20 protein-coding genes and 1 riboswitch are annotated in these 19,141 nt (G+C 72.8%); of the genes, 5 read left to right on the top strand and 15 right to left on the bottom strand.

Annotation, left to right across the window (positions count from 1 at the left end; all coding sequences use genetic code 11):
* Window positions 1–81: 81 nt before the first annotated feature.
* Window positions 82–1,248 (top strand): MalY/PatB family protein, encoded by a 1,167-nt coding sequence (locus tag ASF78_RS10725; RefSeq protein WP_056588771.1) that lies wholly within the window; start codon window positions 82–84, stop codon window positions 1,246–1,248.
* A 302-nt stretch (window positions 1,249–1,550) separates the two neighbouring features.
* Here the strand turns inward: ASF78_RS10725 and ASF78_RS10720 are convergent, their stop codons facing one another.
* The 5 genes from ASF78_RS10720 to gcvP all read right to left on the bottom strand — a co-directional run bounded on the left by ASF78_RS10720 (window position 1,551) and on the right by gcvP (window position 7,080).
* A complete protein-coding gene (locus tag ASF78_RS10720) occupies window positions 1,551–1,976 on the bottom strand; it encodes a (deoxy)nucleoside triphosphate pyrophosphohydrolase (protein ID WP_056588768.1) in 426 nt (141 codons plus the stop codon).
* A gap of 79 nt (window positions 1,977–2,055) precedes the next feature.
* A complete protein-coding gene (locus ASF78_RS10715) occupies window positions 2,056–2,289 on the bottom strand; it encodes a LuxR C-terminal-related transcriptional regulator (RefSeq protein ID WP_056588764.1) in 234 nt (77 codons plus the stop codon).
* A gap of 286 nt (window positions 2,290–2,575) precedes the next feature.
* Window positions 2,576–2,947, bottom strand: a complete 372-nt coding sequence (gene gcvH, locus ASF78_RS10710; protein ID WP_056588761.1) for a glycine cleavage system protein GcvH — start codon at window positions 2,945–2,947, stop codon at window positions 2,576–2,578.
* Window positions 2,948–2,983: 36 nt separating this feature from the next.
* Window positions 2,984–4,138 carry a glycine cleavage system aminomethyltransferase GcvT gene (gene gcvT, locus ASF78_RS10705; RefSeq protein WP_056588758.1) on the bottom strand — a complete coding sequence of 385 codons (1,155 nt, stop codon included), beginning with the start codon at window positions 4,136–4,138 and terminating at the stop codon, window positions 2,984–2,986.
* A 14-nt stretch (window positions 4,139–4,152) separates the two neighbouring features.
* Window positions 4,153–7,080, bottom strand: a complete 2,928-nt coding sequence (gcvP, locus tag ASF78_RS10700) for an aminomethyl-transferring glycine dehydrogenase (protein WP_369816336.1) — start codon at window positions 7,078–7,080, stop codon at window positions 4,153–4,155.
* A gap of 240 nt (window positions 7,081–7,320) precedes the next feature.
* A riboswitch (glycine riboswitch) is annotated at window positions 7,321–7,415 on the bottom strand.
* A 129-nt stretch (window positions 7,416–7,544) separates the two neighbouring features.
* On the opposite strand from gcvP, the gene ASF78_RS10695 reads away from it, so the two are divergent.
* The 3 genes from ASF78_RS10695 to moaA are packed head-to-tail and all read left to right on the top strand — an operon-like array spanning window position 7,545 to window position 9,537.
* Window positions 7,545–8,039: a molybdenum cofactor biosynthesis protein B gene (locus ASF78_RS10695; RefSeq protein ID WP_056588755.1), complete on the top strand. Its 495-nt coding sequence runs from the start codon at window positions 7,545–7,547 to the stop codon at window positions 8,037–8,039.
* Window positions 8,036–8,449: a molybdenum cofactor biosynthesis protein MoaE gene (locus tag ASF78_RS10690; RefSeq protein WP_056588752.1), complete on the top strand. Its 414-nt coding sequence runs from the start codon at window positions 8,036–8,038 to the stop codon at window positions 8,447–8,449. Before ASF78_RS10695 ends, ASF78_RS10690 begins: the two co-directional genes overlap by 4 nt.
* On the top strand, window positions 8,449–9,537 hold the full coding sequence (moaA, locus tag ASF78_RS10685; protein WP_200940585.1) for a GTP 3',8-cyclase MoaA: 1,089 nt from the start codon (window positions 8,449–8,451) through the stop codon (window positions 9,535–9,537). Before ASF78_RS10690 ends, moaA begins: the two co-directional genes overlap by 1 nt.
* A gap of 1 nt (window position 9,538) precedes the next feature.
* Here the strand turns inward: moaA and ASF78_RS10680 are convergent, their stop codons facing one another.
* The 7 genes from ASF78_RS10680 to ASF78_RS10650 form a co-directional block, all read right to left on the bottom strand.
* Entirely contained in the window at window positions 9,539–9,790 is a 252-nt protein-coding gene (locus ASF78_RS10680) for a MoaD/ThiS family protein (RefSeq protein ID WP_056588746.1), read from the bottom strand.
* On the bottom strand, window positions 9,772–10,032 hold the full coding sequence (locus tag ASF78_RS10675; protein WP_056588744.1) for a DUF6457 domain-containing protein: 261 nt from the start codon (window positions 10,030–10,032) through the stop codon (window positions 9,772–9,774). The genes ASF78_RS10680 and ASF78_RS10675 overlap by 19 nt, the downstream gene beginning before the upstream one ends.
* Window positions 10,029–10,646 (bottom strand): molybdenum cofactor guanylyltransferase, encoded by a 618-nt coding sequence (locus ASF78_RS10670; protein WP_235518529.1) that lies wholly within the window; start codon window positions 10,644–10,646, stop codon window positions 10,029–10,031. Before ASF78_RS10670 ends, ASF78_RS10675 begins: the two co-directional genes overlap by 4 nt.
* A complete protein-coding gene (moaC, locus tag ASF78_RS10665) occupies window positions 10,643–11,113 on the bottom strand; it encodes a cyclic pyranopterin monophosphate synthase MoaC (protein ID WP_056588741.1) in 471 nt (156 codons plus the stop codon). The genes ASF78_RS10670 and moaC overlap by 4 nt, the downstream gene beginning before the upstream one ends.
* On the bottom strand, window positions 11,110–12,300 hold the full coding sequence (gene glp, locus ASF78_RS10660) for a gephyrin-like molybdotransferase Glp (RefSeq protein ID WP_056588738.1): 1,191 nt from the start codon (window positions 12,298–12,300) through the stop codon (window positions 11,110–11,112). Before glp ends, moaC begins: the two co-directional genes overlap by 4 nt.
* Before the next feature lie 2 nt (window positions 12,301–12,302).
* Complete coding sequence (moeB, locus tag ASF78_RS10655) at window positions 12,303–13,409, bottom strand: molybdopterin-synthase adenylyltransferase MoeB (protein ID WP_056588735.1); 1,107 nt, start codon at window positions 13,407–13,409, stop codon at window positions 12,303–12,305.
* A 121-nt stretch (window positions 13,410–13,530) separates the two neighbouring features.
* The gene (locus tag ASF78_RS10650) at window positions 13,531–14,715 is read right to left on the bottom strand and encodes an aminotransferase class I/II-fold pyridoxal phosphate-dependent enzyme (RefSeq protein ID WP_056588732.1); all 1,185 of its coding nucleotides are present in this window, start codon (window positions 14,713–14,715) and stop codon (window positions 13,531–13,533) included.
* A gap of 82 nt (window positions 14,716–14,797) precedes the next feature.
* On the opposite strand from ASF78_RS10650, the gene ASF78_RS10645 reads away from it, so the two are divergent.
* Window positions 14,798–15,793, top strand: coding sequence for a magnesium and cobalt transport protein CorA (locus ASF78_RS10645; RefSeq protein WP_056588729.1), 996 nt, complete (start codon window positions 14,798–14,800; stop codon window positions 15,791–15,793).
* On the opposite strand, the gene ASF78_RS10640 is transcribed toward ASF78_RS10645, so the two are convergent.
* The 3 genes from ASF78_RS10640 to ASF78_RS10630 are packed head-to-tail and all read right to left on the bottom strand — an operon-like array spanning window position 15,790 to window position 19,080.
* Window positions 15,790–16,272 (bottom strand): glutathione peroxidase, encoded by a 483-nt coding sequence (locus ASF78_RS10640; protein ID WP_056588727.1) that lies wholly within the window; start codon window positions 16,270–16,272, stop codon window positions 15,790–15,792. The two genes, ASF78_RS10645 and ASF78_RS10640, sit on opposite strands and share 4 nt — an antisense overlap.
* A 7-nt stretch (window positions 16,273–16,279) precedes the next feature.
* Complete coding sequence (locus ASF78_RS10635) at window positions 16,280–16,744, bottom strand: low molecular weight protein-tyrosine-phosphatase (RefSeq protein WP_056588724.1); 465 nt, start codon at window positions 16,742–16,744, stop codon at window positions 16,280–16,282.
* A gap of 44 nt (window positions 16,745–16,788) precedes the next feature.
* Complete coding sequence (locus tag ASF78_RS10630) at window positions 16,789–19,080, bottom strand: esterase-like activity of phytase family protein (RefSeq protein WP_056588721.1); 2,292 nt, start codon at window positions 19,078–19,080, stop codon at window positions 16,789–16,791.
* Between the last annotated feature and the right edge of the window lie 61 nt (window positions 19,081–19,141).

Here is a 19,141-nt window from a genome sequence, read left to right as displayed (position 1 = left end):
CTGTCGTGCGTCCAGGGGTCGGACGGGTGACGGTCGTCGACGCAGGTGTCCCGCAGCCCCGTCCGTCCTAGGGTCGGTCGCGTGACGATCTTCGACACCGTGCCCCTCGACCAGCTGCGCCGACGGACCAGCGAGAAGTGGCGGCACTACCCGCCGGACGTGCTGCCGCTGTTCGTCGCGGAGATGGACGTGCCGCAGCCGGAGCCGGTGGTCCGGGCCGTCACCGACGCGATGCGGCTGGGCGACACCGGGTACCCGGCCGGCAGCGCCTACGCCGAGGCGATGGCGGGGTTCGCGGCCGACCGGTGGGACTGGACGGTGGACGTCGCCGCGACGCGCCTGGTCCCCGACGTGATGCTGGGCGCGGTCGAGCTCCTGCGGCTGGTCACCGACCCGGGCGACGCCGTCGTCATCAGCCCGCCGGTGTACCCGCCGTTCGCGGCGTTCGTCGCACACGCGGACCGCCGGCTGCTCACCGCCCCGCTGGGTCCGGGCGAGCGGCTCGACCTGGAGTCCCTCGACCGGGCGTTCGGCGAGGCCACCGCCACGGGCCGCCGCGGCGCGTACCTGCTCTGCCACCCGCACAACCCCACGGGCACGCTGCACACCGCCGACGAGCTGCGTGCGGTCGGCGAGCTGGCCACCCGCCACGGCGTCCGGGTGGTCGCCGACGAGATCCACGCGCCGCTCGTGCTCGTCCCCGACGCCCGGTTCGTGCCGACGACGACGGTGATCCCCGCCGCGATCGCCCTGCACTCGGCGTCCAAGGCGTTCAACCTGGCGGGTCTGCGGGCAGCGGTCGCCGTGCCCGGGCCCGACGCGGTGGCCGACCTCGCCCGACTCCCCGACGTCGTCGGCAACGGCGTCACGCACCTCGGTGCCCTCGCCCAGCGCACTGCCTACGAGGAGTGCGGCGCCTGGCTGGACGAGGTCCTCGACGGCCTGCGGCAGAACCAGCAGCTGTTCGCGGACCTGCTCGCCGAGCAGGTGCCGACCGCCGCCTGGTCACCGCCGGAGGCGACGTACTTCGCCTGGATCGACCTGCGCGCGCTCGAGTCGGTCCGCACGGGCGCGGACCCGGCGCGCCTCGCCCTGCAGCGCGGCCGGCTCGCGCTCAACCCCGGTCCCACCTTCGGGGCCGAGGGAACCGGCTTCGTGCGCCTCAACCTGGCCGCGTCGACGGCGACCCTGACCGACGCCGTGGGTCGTCTCGCCTGCGCCCTGGAGCACGTCGCAACCTTTTCGTGACCAAGACACGCCGCCCGAGGGCTCATGTCCACCCAGGGCGCGTGCCGATCACACCGTACGGAGCCCACGAAAAGGCCCACGCCTGTACAACGAAGTCATGGGAGATCGACGTGGTGAAGTGCGATGAGTGCAGCTCGGCGGTGCAGGTCTGCGAGCGCTGCGACGGAGCCGGCCGCAAGCGCTGGTCCGGGGAGTGCAGCTACTGCCGCGGGACCGGGCAGACGTGCATGAAGAACGGCAACCACCGCTGGTGACGCAGCAGCACCCCGCACCGGAGAGGCCGGGGTGCTCGAAGGAGCGGATCAGCTGAGGCGGACCGACAGGCTCGCCAGCCGGTCGACGATGCGGACGTCCGCATCCAGCCAGGGCACGTCGTGCCACTGGTGCGGTGCAAGCCACCGCAGCTCGTCGTGCTCGACGAGCGGCTCCGGCGTGCCCTCGACGACCTCCGCCAGCCAGATGCGCATCACGTAGTCGTCGGACAGCCGCCACACACCGCCGTCAGGCCCGACGACCTCGTCGCCGAGACCGACCCGCACGCCGAGCTCCTCGCGGATCTCGCGGTGCAGGGCATCCTCGGGGGACTCGTCGCCGTCGACCTTCCCACCCGGGAACTCCCACCGGCCGGCCAGACGCGCCGGGACCGCCCGCCGCGCAGCAAGGAGCTCGCGCGGGTCGTCCAGGTCGTCGACGATGGCTGCGGCCACGACGAGTACGGGTGAGCTCATGCGGTGAGTCTGCCAGGCCCGCGTGCCACGGACCTGCGTCTCCGCGGACGGCCCACCTTCTGGAGCCGTCGGACCCCGCTCAGCGGATCCCGTGCTCGATGGCCCACGCGACCGCCTCGGCGCGCGTCGAGGCGCCGATCTTGCGGTAGACGCTGCGGACCTGCGACTTCACGGTGTTCCTCGTCACGAAGAGTCGCGTCGCGATCTCCTCCAGCGTGACGTCCTCGGCGAGCTCCGCCAGCACGACCCGCTCGCGGCGCGTCAGTGCGTCGTTCGTGAGCCCGACAGTCCTGCTCGTCTCCAACATGCTCATGATGTCCTCCGGTGTGCTGCGTGGATCCGGGGGGTCCGGGCCACGCTCTGGGCTGCGTACCGGATGAGAGAGGGCTGGTCGTGAGCCATGACGCCACTTCCAGCAATCTCCTCATGCGCGGGTTCCCCCCCGCCATGCGCCCGATCGCGCTTGCCACCCACAATGAATGCCGGTCGCCCCGGCAGATACGCCGAACGTGTGATCAGTTGCGGGTTTTCACCCGGACGGCTGACCAGAACGCGTGGTGCACCTCACACGAGGACTACGAGAGCAGTGCCGCCGTGGTTCAGCCGGCGTTCTGCGCGGAGTACTCGGCTGCGGTGAGCAGCGGACCGGTCGATGCCACGTCGACCTTCAGCAGCCAACCCTGTCCGTACGGGTCGGAGTTGACCACCGAGGGGTCCTCGACGGCAGCCTGGTTGATCTCGACGACCGTGCCGGACACCGGGGAGTACAGCTCCGATACCGACTTGGTCGACTCGATCTCGCCGACGACCGCGCCGGCGATGATCTCCTCACCGACGGCGGGGAGCTCGAGGTAGACGATGTCGCCGAGCGCGTCAGCCGCGATCCCGGTGATGCCGACGGTCGCGGGAGCGCCGTCATCCAGCCATTCGTGCTCGACCGTGTAGTGCAGGTGGGTGGGCAGCTCCGTCATGAGTGAGGCTCCTGTCGACTTCTTCTAGGGCTTGGTCTACCGGTGTCGGCGGTAGAAGGGAAGAGCAACCACCCGGACGGGCTCGGCGCGTCCGCGCACGTCAACCGCGAGCTCGGTGCCGGGAGCGCTCACCTCGGGGGTCACGTAGGCCATCGCGACGGGGTGTCCGAGGGTCGGCGAGGGCGCACCGGAGGTGACCGTGCCGATCCTCGGGGCGTCCTGGGCGCTGGACATGAGCACCGGGTAGCCGTGCCGCGCGGCCCGTCGGCCGAGACCTTCGAGCCCGACGAGCACCCGGGCAGGCTCCGACTGGGCACGCCCTTCCAGGGCGGTGCGGCCGACGAACGGGAGCGGGTCGCCCTCGTCGTCGACCTTGTCCAGCTTCACCACGCGACCGAGCCCGGCGTCGTGGGGGGTGGTCGTGCGGTCGAGCTCGTTGCCGTAGAGCGGCATGCCGGCCTCGAGGCGGAGGCTGTCCCGCGCGGACAGGCCCGCGGGAACCAGACCGAACGGCTCACCGGCGGCGAGGAACGCCCGCCACAGGGCGGGGGCGAGCGCGGCGTCGAGGAAGAACTCGAACCCGTCCTCGCCGGTGTAGCCGGTGCGCGCGACGAAGACAGGGTTGCCCTCGAACGTCATCGGAATCGCCGCGTAGTACTTCAGCGTCTCGGCGTCGTGCCCGGCCTCGGCGAGTCCGTCGGTGGCCCGCAGGATCTCCAGGGCGCGCGGCCCCTGCACGGCGACGAGGGCGGTCTGCGGCGAGCGGTCCTCGACGGTCACGTCGAACCCCACGGCCCGCTCGGCGAACGCGGCGAGCACCGTGTCGTGGTTGGACGCGTTGGCGACGACGAGGAACGTGTCGTCCGTGTCCCGGTAGACGATCAGGTCGTCGACGACGCCGCCGTCCTCGGCGCAGATCATCGTGTAGCGCGCACCCAGCACACGCAGGCCGGACAGGTTGCCGACGAGGGCGTAGTCGAGGAACCGGCCGGCGTCCGGTCCGGTCACCCCGATCTCGCCCATGTGGGAGAGGTCGAACAGCCCTGCGGCCGTGCGGACCGCGGTGTGCTCGGCGATGTCGGAGGTGTAGCGCAGAGGCATCTGCCAGCCGGCGAAGGACGTGAGCGCTGCTCCGAGGGCGACGTGCTCGTCGTGGAGCGGGGACAGGATGTCGTCAGCACTGCCGGTCATTTCCTTGGCTTCCTTCACTCGGCGTAGGACTCGATGGGCGGGCAGGAGCAGACCAGGTTGCGGTCGCCGTACGCCCCGTCGATCCGGCGGACCGGCGGCCAGTACTTGCCCTCGCGCAGCGCGGCCACGGGGAACGCGGCGAGCTCGCGCGGGTAGGCCTGCTCCCACGTGTCGGTGCTGACCGACGCCGCGGTGTGCGGGGCGTTGCGCAGCGGCGAGTCCGCGACGGCCCAGCGACCCGCTTCGACGGCGTCGATCTCGCCGCGGATGGCCACCAGGGCGTCGACGAACCGGTCGAGCTCCGCCAGGTCCTCGCTCTCGGTCGGCTCCACCATGAGCGTGCCGGCCACCGGGAACGAGAGGGTCGGTGCGTGGAAGCCGTAGTCCATGAGGCGCTTGGCGACGTCCTCCGCGGTCACCCCGGTCTCCTTGGTGATGTCCCGCAGGTCGAGGATGCACTCGTGCGCGACCAGCCCGTTGGGTCCCGTGTAGAGGACGGGGTAGTGGCCGGACAGGCGCGTGGCCAGGTAGTTCGCCGCGAGGACGGCGGTCTCCGTGGCGGTCCTCAGGCCGTCGGGTCCCATGAGCGCGACGTAGGCCCACGAGATCGGGAGGATGCCCGCCGAGCCCCAGGGCGCTGCGCTGACCGGAGCCACCGTGTTCTGCGCCGTGGTCGCCGGTGTCGGGTCGCCCGGGAGGAACGGGGCCAGGTGCGCGGCGACCGCGACCGGTCCGACGCCCGGACCTCCGCCGCCGTGCGGGATGCAGAAGGTCTTGTGCAGGTTCAGGTGGCTCACGTCGCCGCCCAGCTCGCCCGGGCGCGCCAGGCCGACGAGCGCGTTGAGGTTGGCGCCGTCGATGTACACCTGCCCACCGGCCTCGTGTACAAGGTCGCAGACGGTGCGGACACCCTCCTCGTAGACCCCGTGCGTCGACGGGTACGTGATCATGATCGCGGCGACCTCGGGGCCGTGCTTGTCCAGCTTCGCGCGCAGGTCGTCGAGGTCGATCGAGCCGTCGGCGGCCGTCGCGACGACCACGACGCGCATCCCCGCGAGCGCCGCCGAGGCCGCGTTGGTGCCGTGCGCGGACGCCGGGATCAGGCAGACGTCACGCGTGTCGCCGCGCGACGCGTGGTACCCGTGGATGGCCAGCAGCCCCGCCAGCTCGCCCTGGCTTCCCGCGTTCGGCTGGACCGACACCGCGGCGTACCCGGTGATCTCCGCCAGCCAGTCCTGCAGCTCGGTGACCAGCTCCGCGTAGCCGAGGGTCTGGTCGGTGGGGGCGTACGGGTGGATGGTGGCGAACTCCGGCCAGGAGATGGGCTCCATCTCCGCCGTCGCGTTGAGCTTCATGGTGCACGAGCCCAGCGGGATCATCGTGCGGTCCAGCGCCAGGTCCTTGTCCGACAGCCGACGCAGGTAGCGCAGCATCGCGGTCTCGGACCGGTGCAGGTGGAACACAGGGTGCTGGAGGTAGGTGCTCGTCCGGCGGAGGGCGTCCGGGAGCGCGTTGCCGTCGCCCAGGCCGGAGAACCCGAACGCGTACGTGCCGTCGTCGTCGGCGTCGAGAGTCGTGACCCCCGCCGCCGCGAACGCCAGCACGATCCGCAGCAGGTGGTCCGCGCTCGTGCGCTCGTCGGTCGCGATCTGCACGTGGTCGTCGTCGGGCGCCCAGAGGTTCACACCCGCGGCGGCGGCCTGCGCGACGACCTCACGGGCCGTGCCGGGGACGACCGTGCGCACCGTGTCGAAGAACGTGTCGTGCTCGACCGTGACCCCGATGCCGGTCAGCAGCTCGGCCAGACCGGCGGCGTGCGCGTGCACCCGCTCGCCGATGGCCCGCAGGCCGTCGGGACCGTGGTAGACCGCGTACATCGACGCCACGATCGCCAGCAGGGCCTGCGCGGTGCAGATGTTGCTCGTCGCCTTCTCGCGACGGATGTGCTGCTCACGGGTCTGCAGCGCGAGCCGGTAGGCGCGGGCCCCGTCGGCGTCGATCGAGACGCCCACCAGCCGGCCGGGCAGCATCCGCTCCAGTCCGGAGCGGACCGCCATGAACGCCGCGTGCGGCCCGCCACCGAACAGCGGGACACCGAAGCGCTGCGCGGAGCCGACCGAGACGTCGGCACCGAGCTCGCCGGGGGAGGTCAGCAGCGTGAGGGCGAGCAGGTCCGCCGCGACCGTGACGAGCCCGCCGCGCTCCTTGGTCTGCGCGATGACGTCCCGCAGGTCACGGACGCGACCCGACGCACCGACCTGCTGCACGACGAGTCCGATGAGGTCGCCCTCGATCTCGGGCAGACCGGCGGTGAGGTCCGCGACCACGACCGGCAGACCGATCGCCTCCGCGCGACCGAGCGTGACAGCCAGCGACTGGCCGAACAGGTCCGCGTCGAGCACCACGGTGCCGGCCTTGCCGCGGGCCGCACGCCACATGAGCGCGACGGCCTCGGCGACCGCGGTCGCCTCGTCGAGGAGCGACGCGTTGGCCAGGTCCAGGCCCGTGAGGTCGGTGACCATCGTCTGGAAGTTGAGCAGCGCCTCCAGTCGGCCCTGCGCGATCTCCGGCTGGTAGGGCGTGTACGCGGTGTACCAGGCGGGCGACTCGAGGACGTTGCGACGGATGACCGCCGGCGTGATCGTGTCGGAGTAGCCCTGGCCGATCATCTGCGTCATCACGCGGTTGCGGCCCGCGATGGTGCGCAGCGCCGCGAGCACCTCCTCCTCGGATCGCGCGGCGGGCAGGTCCAGCGGTCGGCCCGTGCGGATGCTCGCGGGAACGGCCGCGTCGACGAGCGCGTCGAGGTCCGGATACCCGACGACCGACAGCATGTGCGCCGTCTCGCCGCCCCGCGGCCCGATGTGCCGGTCCGCGAAGACCTCCGCGGCAGGGGTGTGCTCGACGCTGGTGAACGGCACGGCGTCGGACGACGTGTCCAGGTGGATGGCAGGGACGCCGCTCACGACGGCGTCGTGCAACTGGCTCAGATCGGTGGTCACGGGCTGCTCCGCTGGGGTCGTCCGGACGTGCCGGGACGGTGGGTGGGCTCCCCGCTCTGTCATTACGCGGATGGGTACGCGCGACCTGAGAGTTTTGCCGGTCCGCCTGTCGGGGCGCGCCGGCTTGCACCGTCGGTGGGACCTGCTCCTGGAGGGAGCCGGTCCGCTTTCCAGAGTTGCCTCGCCGTGGCGGTACAGGGGCCTGAGAGATTCCCGGGGAGGGTTGCTCCTTCGGCGTCCCGCACGTTGCGCGGGAGCTCTCCCGCCGCGGTTCGAGCAGCGTGTGAAGTTGTGGGGCCAGCGTACCCGGCGATGTCCAGGGCGCAGGCCGTGTCCGCGCGTCCCCGCTGTCCAGCGTGCAGGCCGCCCGGTCGTCGCGCGTCGGCCGTGCGTACATTGGCCGGGTGCAGACGTCACCGCCTCTCCTGGCCGCGGTCGTCGTCGTGTCCGACCGGTCCGCAGCCGGCGAGCGCGAGGACCGCTCCGGTCCCGCCGCGGCCGAGAAGCTGGTCGCCGCGGGGTTCACGGTGTCGGACGTCGTGGTCGTGCCGGACGGGTCGGGGTCGGTGGAGTCGGCGCTCCGAGCGGCTCTCGACGCCGGCGCCCGGCTGGTGGTCACGTCCGGAGGGACCGGCGTCGGCCCGCGCGACCGGACCCCCGAGGGCACGCTCCCCGTGATCGACCGGCACCTGCCCGGGATCGCGGAGCTGCTCCGGCGCGAGGGTGCCGCGACCGTCCCGACGGCCGTCCTCTCGCGCGGTCTCGCCGGGGTGACCGAGACCGGCACGCTCGTCGTCAACCTGCCGGGCTCGCCCGGGGGCGTCCGCGACGGTCTCGACGTGCTGCTCCCGCTCGTCGGGCACGTGCTCGACCAGGTGTCCGGAGGGGATCACCGATGATTGCGCGCGTCGTCGAACAAGCCCTCGACCTGCAGTTTCACGTGGAACATGTGAATGATCCGCGGGCCGGGGCGGTCGCCACCTTCGTCGGGCTGGTCCGGGACCACGACCCCTCGGTCGAGGGACGTGTGGTGGGGCTGGACTACACCGCGCACCCGGACGCGCAAGCTGTGCTCGAACGCCTCGCGTCGGCCGCTGCCGCGTCGGAGGACGTCATCGGGATCGCCGTCAGCCACCGCACCGGGCACCTCGCCGTCGGAGAGGCTGCGATCGTCGCCGCTGTGTCCACCGCGCACCGGGCCGAGGCGTTCGACGTGTGCCGCGCTCTCGTCGAGACGGTCAAGGCCGAGCTGCCGGTGTGGAAGCGTGAGGTCCTCGAGGACGGTTCGCACGTATGGGTGGGTCTGTGATGAGTGAGCAGCTGGTCGACCGGTTCGGGCGCGTGCACCGCGACCTGCGGATCTCGCTGACCGACCGGTGCTCGCTGCGCTGCACGTACTGCATGCCCGCCGACGGCGTGCCGTGGCTCGCGCGCTCGACCATGCTCAGCACCGAGGAGATCGTGCACGTCGCGCGCGTCGGCGTCTCGCTCGGCATCACCGAGATCCGGCTGACCGGCGGCGAGCCGCTCCTGCGCGTCGACATCGTGGACGTCGTCCGTCGGCTCACCGCCCTGAGCGGACCCGGCGGGAGCCCCGAGGTGTCCCTGACGACGAACGCGCTGCGCCTCCCGGGGCTCGCGTCGGACCTCAAGGACGCCGGGCTGTCCCGTGTGAACATCAGCCTGGACACGCTCGACCGCGCGAAGTTCCTGGAGCTGACGCGACGCGACAAGCTCGTCGAGACCCTCGCCGGGATCGCCGCCGCCGACGCCGCCGGGCTGCACCCCGTGAAGATCAACGCCGTCGCCATGCGCGGCGTCAACGACGACGAGGTCGTCGCGCTGACGCGGTTCGCCGTCGACCGGGGCTACCAGATGCGGTTCATCGAGCAGATGCCTCTGGACGCCGGCCACACCTGGGACCGCAAGCAGATGGTGACGCAGGCGGAGATCCTCTCGCGGCTGCGCGCGTCGTTCCGGCTCGAGGAGGTCCCCGGCCGTGGCGCCGCGCCCGCCGAGCTCTGGACCGTCGACGGCGGCCCTGCGACCGTCGGCGTCATCGCGTCGGTCACCCAGCCGTTCTGCGGCGCCTGCGACCGGCTGCGACTCACCGCCGACGGTCAGCTGCGCGCGTGCCTGTTCTCCCAGACGGAGACGAACGTGCGGGACCTGCTGCGGGGAACCGCAGAGCCGCCTGCCGAGATCGGGGTCGGCCCCGCCCAGGCGCTCCGCATCGGCTCATCGGCCCCCGCACGGCACGAGCGGACCCCGGCCGACGTCGACACCGCCCTGGCTGATGCGTACCGGCGCTGCCTGGCGGGCAAGAAGGCCGGTCACGACATCGACGACCCGAGCTTCCTGCAGCCGGACCGCCCGATGAGCGCGATCGGCGGCTGACTCAGCCCCCCGCGAACGGGGGCAGCACGTCCAGGGTCGCCCCGGCGGGCACCGGGTCGTCGCCGTCGACGCGCGTTCCGTCGGCGAGCAGGGAGCACCGGCCGAGCACCCGGTCCAGCGCGGCGCCGTGCGCGGCGACCATCGCGGTGCGGACCTGCGCGGCCGAACCCGCGGGCAGCTGCTCGGTGTCGACCCCGGCAGCCTCCGCAGCGGCGGCGAAGTAGCGGACCGTGATCACTGCTCGGCGGTCCACGCGGCCGCGCGCGCCTCGATCCAGGCGAGGACGTCGGACGGGTTGGAGCTCGCGGCAGCCAGACCGGCGACGAACATCGTCACCGGGACGGCAGGGCGGGCCACCTGGTGGGCGACGTCGGCGGACACCTGGAGCAGCCGGTCGATGTCGACGAGCTCCCGCTCGACGCCGAGCGCGGTCGTGATCTGGTCGATCCACTCCGGCAGGTCTGCGCCAGGGGCGCGGCGGGGGTCGTCGGTCATGGGTCGATCCTGTCACTGAGCGCGGCGTCGAGGGACTGCACGTCCTCCCAGGTGTCGGCGTCGGCGGTCGCGCCCTCGTCGTCGACGACGTCGACGAGCCGCAGGCCGTCGACGAGCCTGTGCATCGCGGCGCCGTGCACGGCCGGGAGCCGGTCGAGCGCCTCGCGCAGAGACGTGCGCCGGTACACGGCGACCAGGTGCTGCGCTCGACCGCCGGCGCCGACCATGCGGGCGCCGTCCACGACGGGTGCATCGGCGGTGGCGAGCAGGGTGGGCAGGACCCGGCCCGCGCCGGGGACGTCGCACGCGAGGACCACGACGAGGTCCGGGCCGTCGGCGGGGAGCGCGTCGAGCCCTGCCGCCAGGCCGGCGACGGGTCCGCCGTCCGGCGGGTCCTCCAGCACCGTCCCGATCCCTGGCCGCGCCACCTGGGGCGGTCCGACGACGACCACGTGGGATGCGCCGGCGACGGCGGCGAGCGCGTGGTCGAGCAGGGCGGTACCGCCGACCTCGACGTCGGGCTTGCTCGCGCCGCCGAGCCGACGAGCACGACCACCGGCGAGCACGACCGCGTCGAACTCGCGACGCACCGCGTCGCCACCCGGTCCGGTCACGCGTCCCGCCGCCAGTCGCCCGAGCGGCCGCCGGACTTCGCCTCCAGCTGCACGCCGGCGATGCGGACGGACTTGTCGAGGCCCTTGACCATGTCGACGACCGCCAGCGCGGCGACCGAGACGGCGGTGAGCGCCTCCATCTCGACGCCGGTGCGGTCGGCGGTGCGGACGGTGGCGGTGATGGTGACGCCGGTGTCGGTGATGTCGAGGTCGACGACGACGCCGTGCACGCCGATGACGTGCGCGAGCGGGAGGAGCGACGGGGTGGCCTTGGCGGCGGCGATCCCGGCGATGCGGGCGACCGCCAGGACGTCGCCCTTCGGGACGGCTCCGTCGCGCAGGGCCGCGACCACCGCGGGCCCGCACTCGACGCGTCCGCTGGCGGTGGCGGCGCGGACGGTGGGCTGCTTGGCGGTGACGTCGACCATGCGGGCGTGCCCGGCTGCGTCGAGGTGGGTGAAGGTCATGGGCTCACTCTCAGGACGGTGAGGTGGTCGCCGGCGGCGACCTGCGTGATCTCGGCGGGGATGACGGCGAGCCCTTCGGCGAGCGCGAGACGGGCGACGAGGTGGGAGCCGGAGCCGCGCGCGGTGGCACGGACGACGCGGTCGGGTCCGACCCAGCGGACCGGCATGAGCTGTGCGCGGCCGGGCGGCGTCGTCCAGGCGTCGTCGGCGACGGCGACGACCGTCCGGCGTTCGACGTCGGCCAGGCCGCGCATGCGCAGCAGGGCAGGGCGGACGAACATCTCGAACGACGCGAACGAGCTCACCGGGTTGCCCGGCAGCGTGTAGATCGGGGTGCCGTCGGGAAGCCGGCCCAGGCCCTGCGGCTTGCCGGGCTGGACCGCGACGGCGACGAACTCGACGTCGGGCTGGTCGACGAGGGCGGCCTTGACCACGTCGTACGCGCCGACGCTGACGCCGCCGGACGTGACGATCGCGTCGACGTCGAGGCCGGTCAGCAGGTCGCGGAGCGCGTCCACGTCGTCGGGCACCGGGCCGATCCGCACCGCCTCGCCACCGGCTTCGCGGACAGCCGCGGCGAGCAGCCAGGAGTTGGAGTCGGGGATCTGGCCGCGGCGCAGCGGCGACCCGGGCGGTACGAGCTCGTCGCCGGTGGAGACGACCGCGACCCGTGGCCGGCGGTGCACCCGGACTCCTGCGTGGCCGAGGGAGGCGACCGCGGCGATGGCGGCGGGTCCGAGGAGGGTTCCCGCGGCGACGACCACGTCTCCGGGGACGGCGTCCTCGCCTGCGCGGCGGAGGTGCGTGCCCGGCGCCGGGGCGTCCCGGACCAGGACGGTCACCGTGCCGGCGTCGGTCAGCTCGACGGGGACGATCGTGTCCGCGCCCGCGGGGACCGGCGCCCCGGTCATGATCCGCGCGGCCGACCCGGCGACCACGACGGGCTCGTCGGCGGACCCGGCCGGCAGGTCCGCGACCACCCGCAGCGTCACGGGCAGCACGGAGACGTCGGCGTGCCGGACCGCGTACCCGTCCATCGCGGAGTTGTCCCAGCGTGGCAGCGGTTCGTCGGTCCGCAGGTCGTCGGCGAGGACGAGCCCGTCGGCGTCGTCGAGCGGCACCTCGACCGTGGGGAGCGGACTGGCCAGGGCGAGGGCGGCGGCGCGGTGGTCCGTCAGGGAGCGCACGGTCAGCGCGCGTCCAGCCAGGCCAGGATCCCGCCGTCGACGTTCGACGCGTCGAACCCTGCCCCGCGCAGGATCTTCGCGGCGGTCAGCGAGCGGGCGCCCACCTGGCAGTGCACGACGATCTCCTGGTCGCGCGGCAGGTCCGCCAGTGCCGAGCCGTCGAACACCGAGCCCAGCGGCACGAGGATCGCACCGGGGATCGAGGCCTGGGCGTACTCGGCCGGCTCGCGGACGTCGATGAGCAGGAACTCGTCGGTGCCTGCCTCGCGGGCGGCGAGCCGGCGGACCAGGTCGGTGGCGGTGACGACGGGGACGTCGGACATGGGCGGGGCCTCCAGGGTCGGGTTTCTTGTCGGGCGGCCGACCAGGGGGACCTCGGTCCACCGGCCGCGCAGGGCGTCGACGACGAGCACACGGCCGAGCAGCGGCTCGCCGGTGCCGGTGAGGAGCTTGACCACCTCGGTGGCCATGACGGAGCCGACCTGACCGCACAGTGCACCGAGCACGCCGGCCTCCGCGCAGGACGGGACCTCGTCGTCGCGCGGCGGCGTGGGGAACAGGTCGCGCAGCTGCACCCCGGCCCGGCCCCAGAAGACGGTGGTCTGCGCGTCGAACCGCAGCACCGACCCCCAGACCTCCGGCAGGCCCAGGCGCACGCACGCGTCGTTGACCAGGTAGCGGGTGGGGAAGTTGTCGGTCCCGTCGACCACGACGTCGTAGCCGCCCAGGATCTCGTCGACGTTCTCGCTGGTCAGCCGCGTGCCGTGGGCCACGACGCGGATGTCCGGGTCGAGCGCCGCGACCGTCTCGCGGGCACTGTCGACCTTCGCGCGACCCACGTCGGCGGTCCCGTGGATCACCTGGCGCTGCAGGTTGCTGACGTCGACCACGTCGTCGTCGACGATCCCGAGCGTCCCGACGCCCGCCGCCGCGAGGTACTGGATCACCGGAGCGCCGAGGCCACCTGCTCCGACGACGAGGACGCGCGCGTTGCGCAGCCGGCGCTGCCCGTCGACGCCGATCTCCGCGAGCAGCAGGTGCCGCGACCCGCGCTCGACCTGCGCGGGGGTCAGCGGCGGTCCGGGTGGGACCAGGGCAGGCAGCGGCACGCGACCAACCTACGTCCCGCCGGAGGCCGTGATGACCTCCATCGCCCAACCCGACAGACACCCGACGATCAGCCGACGGACGAGCCCGACCTGGGTGTCGCCCTGCGGGTCAGGACGTCACTCATACCGGGTTGGACTCGGTCGCGAGGCCGTTCTGCCACGCGACGATGCGGTCGACCGCCTCGCGGACCACCGCGACCGACGACGCGAACGAGAGGCGGACCCAGTGATGTCCGTCCACCGGGTCGAAGTCGGTGCCCGGGGTCAGGGCCACGCCGGCCTCGTCGAGGAGCCGTGCGCACCACGTGATCGAGTCGAGACCGCTGGCGGAGATGTCGCCGTACAGGTAGAACGCGCCGTCGGCCGGGGCGATCCGCGACCAGCCGAGCTCGGGCAGCCGGGCGAGCAGGTGCTCGCGGGCGGCGGCGTAGCGCTCGACGTTCTGCCGAGCGGCCGCGTACCCGTCGGGGCTGAACGCGGCGACCCCGGCGTGCTGGGCGAGCGCGGGCGGGCACAGGGCGACGTTGCCGGCGAGCGCGTCGACGACGGAGAGCAGGTCGTCCGGGAGGACCAGCCAGCCGAGCCGCCACCCGGTCATCGCCCAGTACTTGGAGAACGAGTTCACGACGACGGCGCCGCTGTCGAGGTAGTGCGCGGCGGTCGCGGTCGCCTCGGAGCCGTAGGTGATGCCGTGGTAGATCTCGTCGCTGACCAGCCGGACGCCGGTGCTCCCGCACCAGGCCGCGAGCGCGGCGAGCTCGTCAGGGTCGATCATCGTGCCGGTCGGGTTGGCCGGGCTGGCGATGACGAGACCTTCCACCGGCGGGTCGAGCGCGGCGAGCTGCGCGACGGTCGGCTGGTAGCGGGTCTCGGGGCCGCACGGGACGATCACGACCTCGCACCCGAGCGCGGACAGGATGTTCGCGTACGCGGGGTAGCCGGGAACCGCGAGCGCCACGCGGTCGCCCACGTCGAAGGCCGCGAGGAACGCGAGGACGAACGCCCCGGAGGAGCCGGTGGTGACGGCGACCCGGCGCGGGTCGAGCGCGACGTCGTACCGGTCGCGGTAGTGCTGCGCGATCGCCGACCGCAGCGCCGGGACGCCGAGCGCCTCGGTGTAGCCGAGACCGCCGCCACTCGTGAGCAGGTCGATCGCGCGCTGCCGCACGACCTCGGACGCCCCCGTCGACGGCTCGCCCGCGCACAGGTTGAGGACGTCCTCGCCCGCGGCACGGCGTGCGTTGGCGGCGGCGAGGATCTCCATCACGGCGAACGGGGGGACGTGAGCGCGCGCGGCAACCTTCATGGGGACATCGTGACGCACGGGTGTCGCGTCGGAGCCGGTCTGCCGTGTCGCGCGGTGACCCGCCCGGTCTAGCCTTCGACCTGTGATCGTCGACTGCGCGCTCTACTCCGACGGCCGGCGCCGTCACCGGCTCGACGACCCCCGCCTGGCGTTGCGTGAGGCCGAGAAGGAGGGCGGGTTCATCTGGATCGGGCTGGTCGAGCCGACCGCCGACGAGTTCGACGCGATCGCGGAGGGGTTCGAGCTCCCGGAGCTCGCCATCGAGGACGCGATCCGCGCGCACCAGCGGCCCAAGCTGGAGCGGTACGGCGCCGTGACGTTCGCCGTCGTGAAGCCTGTGCACTACGTGGACCACGTCGAGGTGGTGGAGGTCAGCGAGCTGGCCATCTTCCTGGGCGACCGGTTCGTCATCGTGGTGCGGCACGGGGACACGACGATTCCCGCACAGGTCCGGGCGGCGCTCGAGGCGGACCCGGAGATGCTCCTGCACGGACCGCCCGCGGTGCTGCACGGGATCCTGGACCGGTCCGTCGACCAGTACCTCGACGTGACCGCGTCGATCGACGAGGACCTCGACGAGATCGAGGACCAGGTGTTCGGCGACGACCCCGGCCACGACCACGCCGAGCGCATCTACAAGCTCAAGCGAGAGGTCCAGCAGTTCCGTCGTGCCGTGGTGCCCCTGGTGGGTCCGCTGACGCGCCTCGCGGAGGAGGAGGTGCCGTGCATCCCTGCCTACGCGCGGCCGTACTTCCGCGACGTGCAGGACCACGCGCTGCGCGCCTCGGAGCACATCGAGGCCGCCGACGCCCTGCTGACCAACGTCATGCAGGCCGACCTCGCGCAGGTGACGGTCGAGCAGAACCGCGTGACGGTCCAGCAGAACTCCGACATGCGCAAGATCTCGGCGTGGGCGGCCATCGCGTTGGTGCCGACCGCGATCGCCGGGCTCTACGGCATGAACTTCGACTTCCTGCCGGCCATGCACTCGCCGTTCGGCTTCTGGATCGTGCTCGCGGGCATCGGCGGCATCTGCGTCGTCCTCCACCGCGCCTTCCGGCGCAACCGCTGGCTCTAGGCGGGCAGTGCCTTCTCGATGACCTCGACGATCTCGGGGGCGTCCGGCTCGGTCTGCGGGCGGAAGCGGTGCACCGACCCGTCGGGGGTGACGACGAACTTCTCGAAGTTCCACGTGACCCGCCCGGCCTTGCCGGACGCGTCGGGCGTCTTGGTCAGCTCCGCGTAGAGCGGGTGCTGCGACCGGCCGTTGACCTTGGTCTTCTCGAACATCGGGAACGTCACGCCCCACGTCGTCGAGCAGTACTCCGCGATGGCCTCCTCGGAGCCGAGCTCCTGCAGGAACTGGTTGCTCGGGAAGCCGAGGACCGTGAAGCCGCGGTCGCCGTACGTCCTCTGGAGCTCCTCGAGCTTCCCGTACTGCGGCGCCAGGCCGCACCGGGAGGCGACGTTGACGACGAGCTTCACCTTGTCCGCGTACTCGCCGAACGTCGTGGGGTCGCCGTGCAGGGTGGTCAGCGGGGTCTCGTCGAGGGACATGCCTCGGTCAACTGTTCTGCCGCAGCCGCGCATTCCCCAGATCGTTGCGCACGTGGTCGACGATGCCGTCGGCGGCCGCCTCGATCTGTGCGAGGCAGTCCTCGAAGTCCTGCGCCCCGCCGTACCAGGGGTCCGCGACGTCGAGGCTGCCGACCGCATCCGGGTCGAAGGACCGGAACAGCACCGGGTCGAGGCCGCGCAGGGCGCGGGCGTGGGCGTTCGTCATCGCGAGGACCAGGTCGCGCCGGTCGTCGGCCGCGACCTGGCGTGCCCGGTGGCCGTCACCGGTCGGGTAGCCGTGGCGCTGCAGCACCGTACGGGCCCGGCGGTCCACCGGGTTGCCGTGCTCCTCGGCGCTGACGCCCGTGGAGTCGACGACGACCTGGTCGGCCAGACCCGCGGCGGCGAACCGCTCACGGAGCACGATCTCGGCCATCGGGGAGCGGCAGATGTTGCCGGTGCAGACGACCATGACGGAGTAGGGAGTGGACACCCCGCCATGATCGCCTGCCCGGGTCACCGGCGTGGTGCCTTGAACACCTTCGACGCGTCGCCCAGCCGCAGCAGGACCGTCTCGCCCGTGGCGTCCTTGAGCCCGTCGTTGTCGGTCACCGCGTAGACCTGACCGTCCTTCCCGATCGTCAGGCCCTCGAGCTTCTCCTGCGTCCACCCGTTCGTCGCGCGCAGGTCGGGGACGAGGTCACGGACCAGGGTCTTCGTCAGCGTGCCGACCGTCCCGGGCGCCGGGTCCCTGGTCGGGACCTGGACCGTGTAGACGGCCTTGACCTTGGCGTCCGGCCCGTTCAGCTTGTCGCGCTCGATCACGGCCAGGGTGTCGTGGTCGACGACCGTGATCTCCGACAACCCCAGCCAGTCGCCCGGCGTCGTGGTGGTGCCCAGCGGGTACCCGAACCACGCCCACGCACCGGTCGTGACGTCGTAGCGGCCGATCCGCGCGCGGGTCCCCTCGCCAGTCAACGGGCGCTGCAGTGCGACCCACACGTGCTCGCCCTTCCGGTCCTCGCTCACGGCGACACCCTCGATACCCCACTTCCCGAGGCCGGCCGCGACGTCCGCGGGCAGCTGCACCGTCTGCTGGATCGCCCCCCTCGCGTCCGTGCGGACCAGCGCGTTGCCCGCTCCCGTCGCCCCCTCGGAACCGAGCCAGAAGCCGCCCTTCCGGCGGGCGGAGACGCCCTCGATGTCCAGCGACGCCGGCGTGCCCCCCTGCGTCACGACGACGTCGCGGTCGATGACGGCCGGCGTGCGGGACACGTCGAGCCGCAGCAGACGGGCCGTGCTGTACGCCGCGTCGGTCGCGGCCCACAGGTGCTTGCGGTCGGTCGGGTCCGCGCTCAGCGCACCGAGCGCACCCCAGCCGATCGGGTTGCCCGCGGCGTCGTCGGCCGAGACCACGCTCGGGAACCGCTGGGTGCCCGCCGTCCTCGCGAACGCCTTGCCGCGCCCGAAGACGCTCACCGACGAGCGGACCAGGACCGACGCGTCGTCGGTCTCGCTGGAGACCAGCAGCAGGTCGCGCGACGGCACCGGCAGGATGCCCTCCGGGCCGTTCGTCGTGGCGAGCACCTGCACGAACCGCGGACGCGCGGCGTCGTCCACGTCGTACACCGCGACGAAGTTCGACCGCTCCGAGCCGACGAACGCGTACCGCTGCCCGCCGAGCGTCGCGACCGCGAGCCCCTCGACCTCGACACCCTTCTTGGCCGCACGGTCCTCGTTGTGCAGACCGGTGCGGACCGCGAGCCGCTCCAGCTCCGCACCCGCGTCCCACACGACCGCACCCGTGGTCACGTCGAACACCGACCAGCCGCGCGTGCCGCCCTTCCAGTCGCCCTCGTTGGCGGTCGCGACGTGGGTGGCGTCGAGCCACGCGATCGCGTCCGGCTCACGAGGCGTCGCCGGGATCGAGCCCGTCTGGTCGATCACGCCGTCCTTCGCGGTGTCGATGCCCGTGACCGCGACGGACCCGGTGCTGAACGCGCCGGTCACCGTGCCCGACGCGATGTCGACGAGCGCGACGCCGTTGTTCTCCTGGAGCGTGACCGCGACCGTGGAGCCCGTCGGGTCGACGGCGACGTACTCGGGTTCAGGGTCCTGCGGGGTGTCGAGCCCGGCGAGGGCCTCCGCGGTGAGCGGCACCGCCCGGGTGGTCCACGTCGCGGGGTCGGTGCCGGGAAGGTCGACCAGCTGGAGGAACCCGGCGGGGAGCTGCGGCAGGTCGCCGTCGTTCACCTCCTCGTCGCGCTGGTTCTCGATGGCGATCGCGGCGTGCGACTTGTCCGGTGTGAGGGCGATGGAGTCCGGCTGGCCCCCGAGGTCGAGGGTGCGGACCAGCGCGTGCGTCGCCAGGTCGACGACCGCGAGCAGCCCGGACGGGTTCGTGAAGCTCTCCGACGTGTCGACGACCACCAGCACGTGGCTTCCGACCACCGCGACCGACGTCGGCACCGCCTGCGCGCCGACTCCGAGGTCCGCCAGGTCGAGCGTGCCGCGCCCCTGCGGCTTCGCCGGGTTCGTGATGTCGACGAAGCCGATCCGGCCCGCGAGCGCGTCGGTGTGGATGAACGTCCGGCCGTCCTCGCTCACCGCCGAGATCTCGGCGACGGTCGGGTCCGCGACCGCGGTGCCCGCCGGGCGGTTCAGGTACACGGGGTAGGTGGCGAGCCGGTGGAACGTCTCGCTCGTGGGCGGACCCGGCCGGTGCGCCTGGGCAGCGGTCGCTCCGAGCCCCGCGCAGAGGAGAGCGGTGCAGGTCAGCGCAGCGACGGTGCGGCGTGCGTACGGCATCGAGGGGCCCTTCGGTCGGTGTGCACCGAGGGTGACCAGGACGGATGTCCGAATTCCGGCA

This window comes from Cellulomonas sp. Leaf334 (assembly GCF_001424195.1).
GTDB lineage: Bacteria > Actinomycetota > Actinomycetes > Actinomycetales > Cellulomonadaceae > Cellulomonas.
This window is presented reverse-complemented; position numbering and strand designations above follow the sequence as displayed.

Coding starts and splice junctions, on each gene's coding strand:
- ASF78_RS10650 (WP_056588732.1), bottom strand. CDS start 14,715: ATGAAGGTTGCCGCGCGCGCTCACGTCCCCCCGTTCGCCGTGATGGAG.
- ASF78_RS10635 (WP_056588724.1), bottom strand. CDS start 16,744: ATGGTCGTCTGCACCGGCAACATCTGCCGCTCCCCGATGGCCGAGATC.
- ASF78_RS10720 (WP_056588768.1), bottom strand. CDS start 1,976: ATGAGCTCACCCGTACTCGTCGTGGCCGCAGCCATCGTCGACGACCTG.
- ASF78_RS10630 (WP_056588721.1), bottom strand. CDS start 19,080: ATGCCGTACGCACGCCGCACCGTCGCTGCGCTGACCTGCACCGCTCTC.
- ASF78_RS10640 (WP_056588727.1), bottom strand. CDS start 16,272: ATGTCCCTCGACGAGACCCCGCTGACCACCCTGCACGGCGACCCCACG.
- gcvH (WP_056588761.1), bottom strand. CDS start 2,947: ATGACGGAGCTGCCCACCCACCTGCACTACACGGTCGAGCACGAATGG.
- moaA (WP_200940585.1), top strand. CDS start 8,449: ATGAGTGAGCAGCTGGTCGACCGGTTCGGGCGCGTGCACCGCGACCTG.
- gcvT (WP_056588758.1), bottom strand. CDS start 4,138: ATGACCGGCAGTGCTGACGACATCCTGTCCCCGCTCCACGACGAGCAC.
- ASF78_RS10690 (WP_056588752.1), top strand. CDS start 8,036: ATGATTGCGCGCGTCGTCGAACAAGCCCTCGACCTGCAGTTTCACGTG.
- moaC (WP_056588741.1), bottom strand. CDS start 11,113: ATGACCTTCACCCACCTCGACGCAGCCGGGCACGCCCGCATGGTCGAC.
- ASF78_RS10675 (WP_056588744.1), bottom strand. CDS start 10,032: ATGACCGACGACCCCCGCCGCGCCCCTGGCGCAGACCTGCCGGAGTGG.
- ASF78_RS10715 (WP_056588764.1), bottom strand. CDS start 2,289: ATGAGCATGTTGGAGACGAGCAGGACTGTCGGGCTCACGAACGACGCA.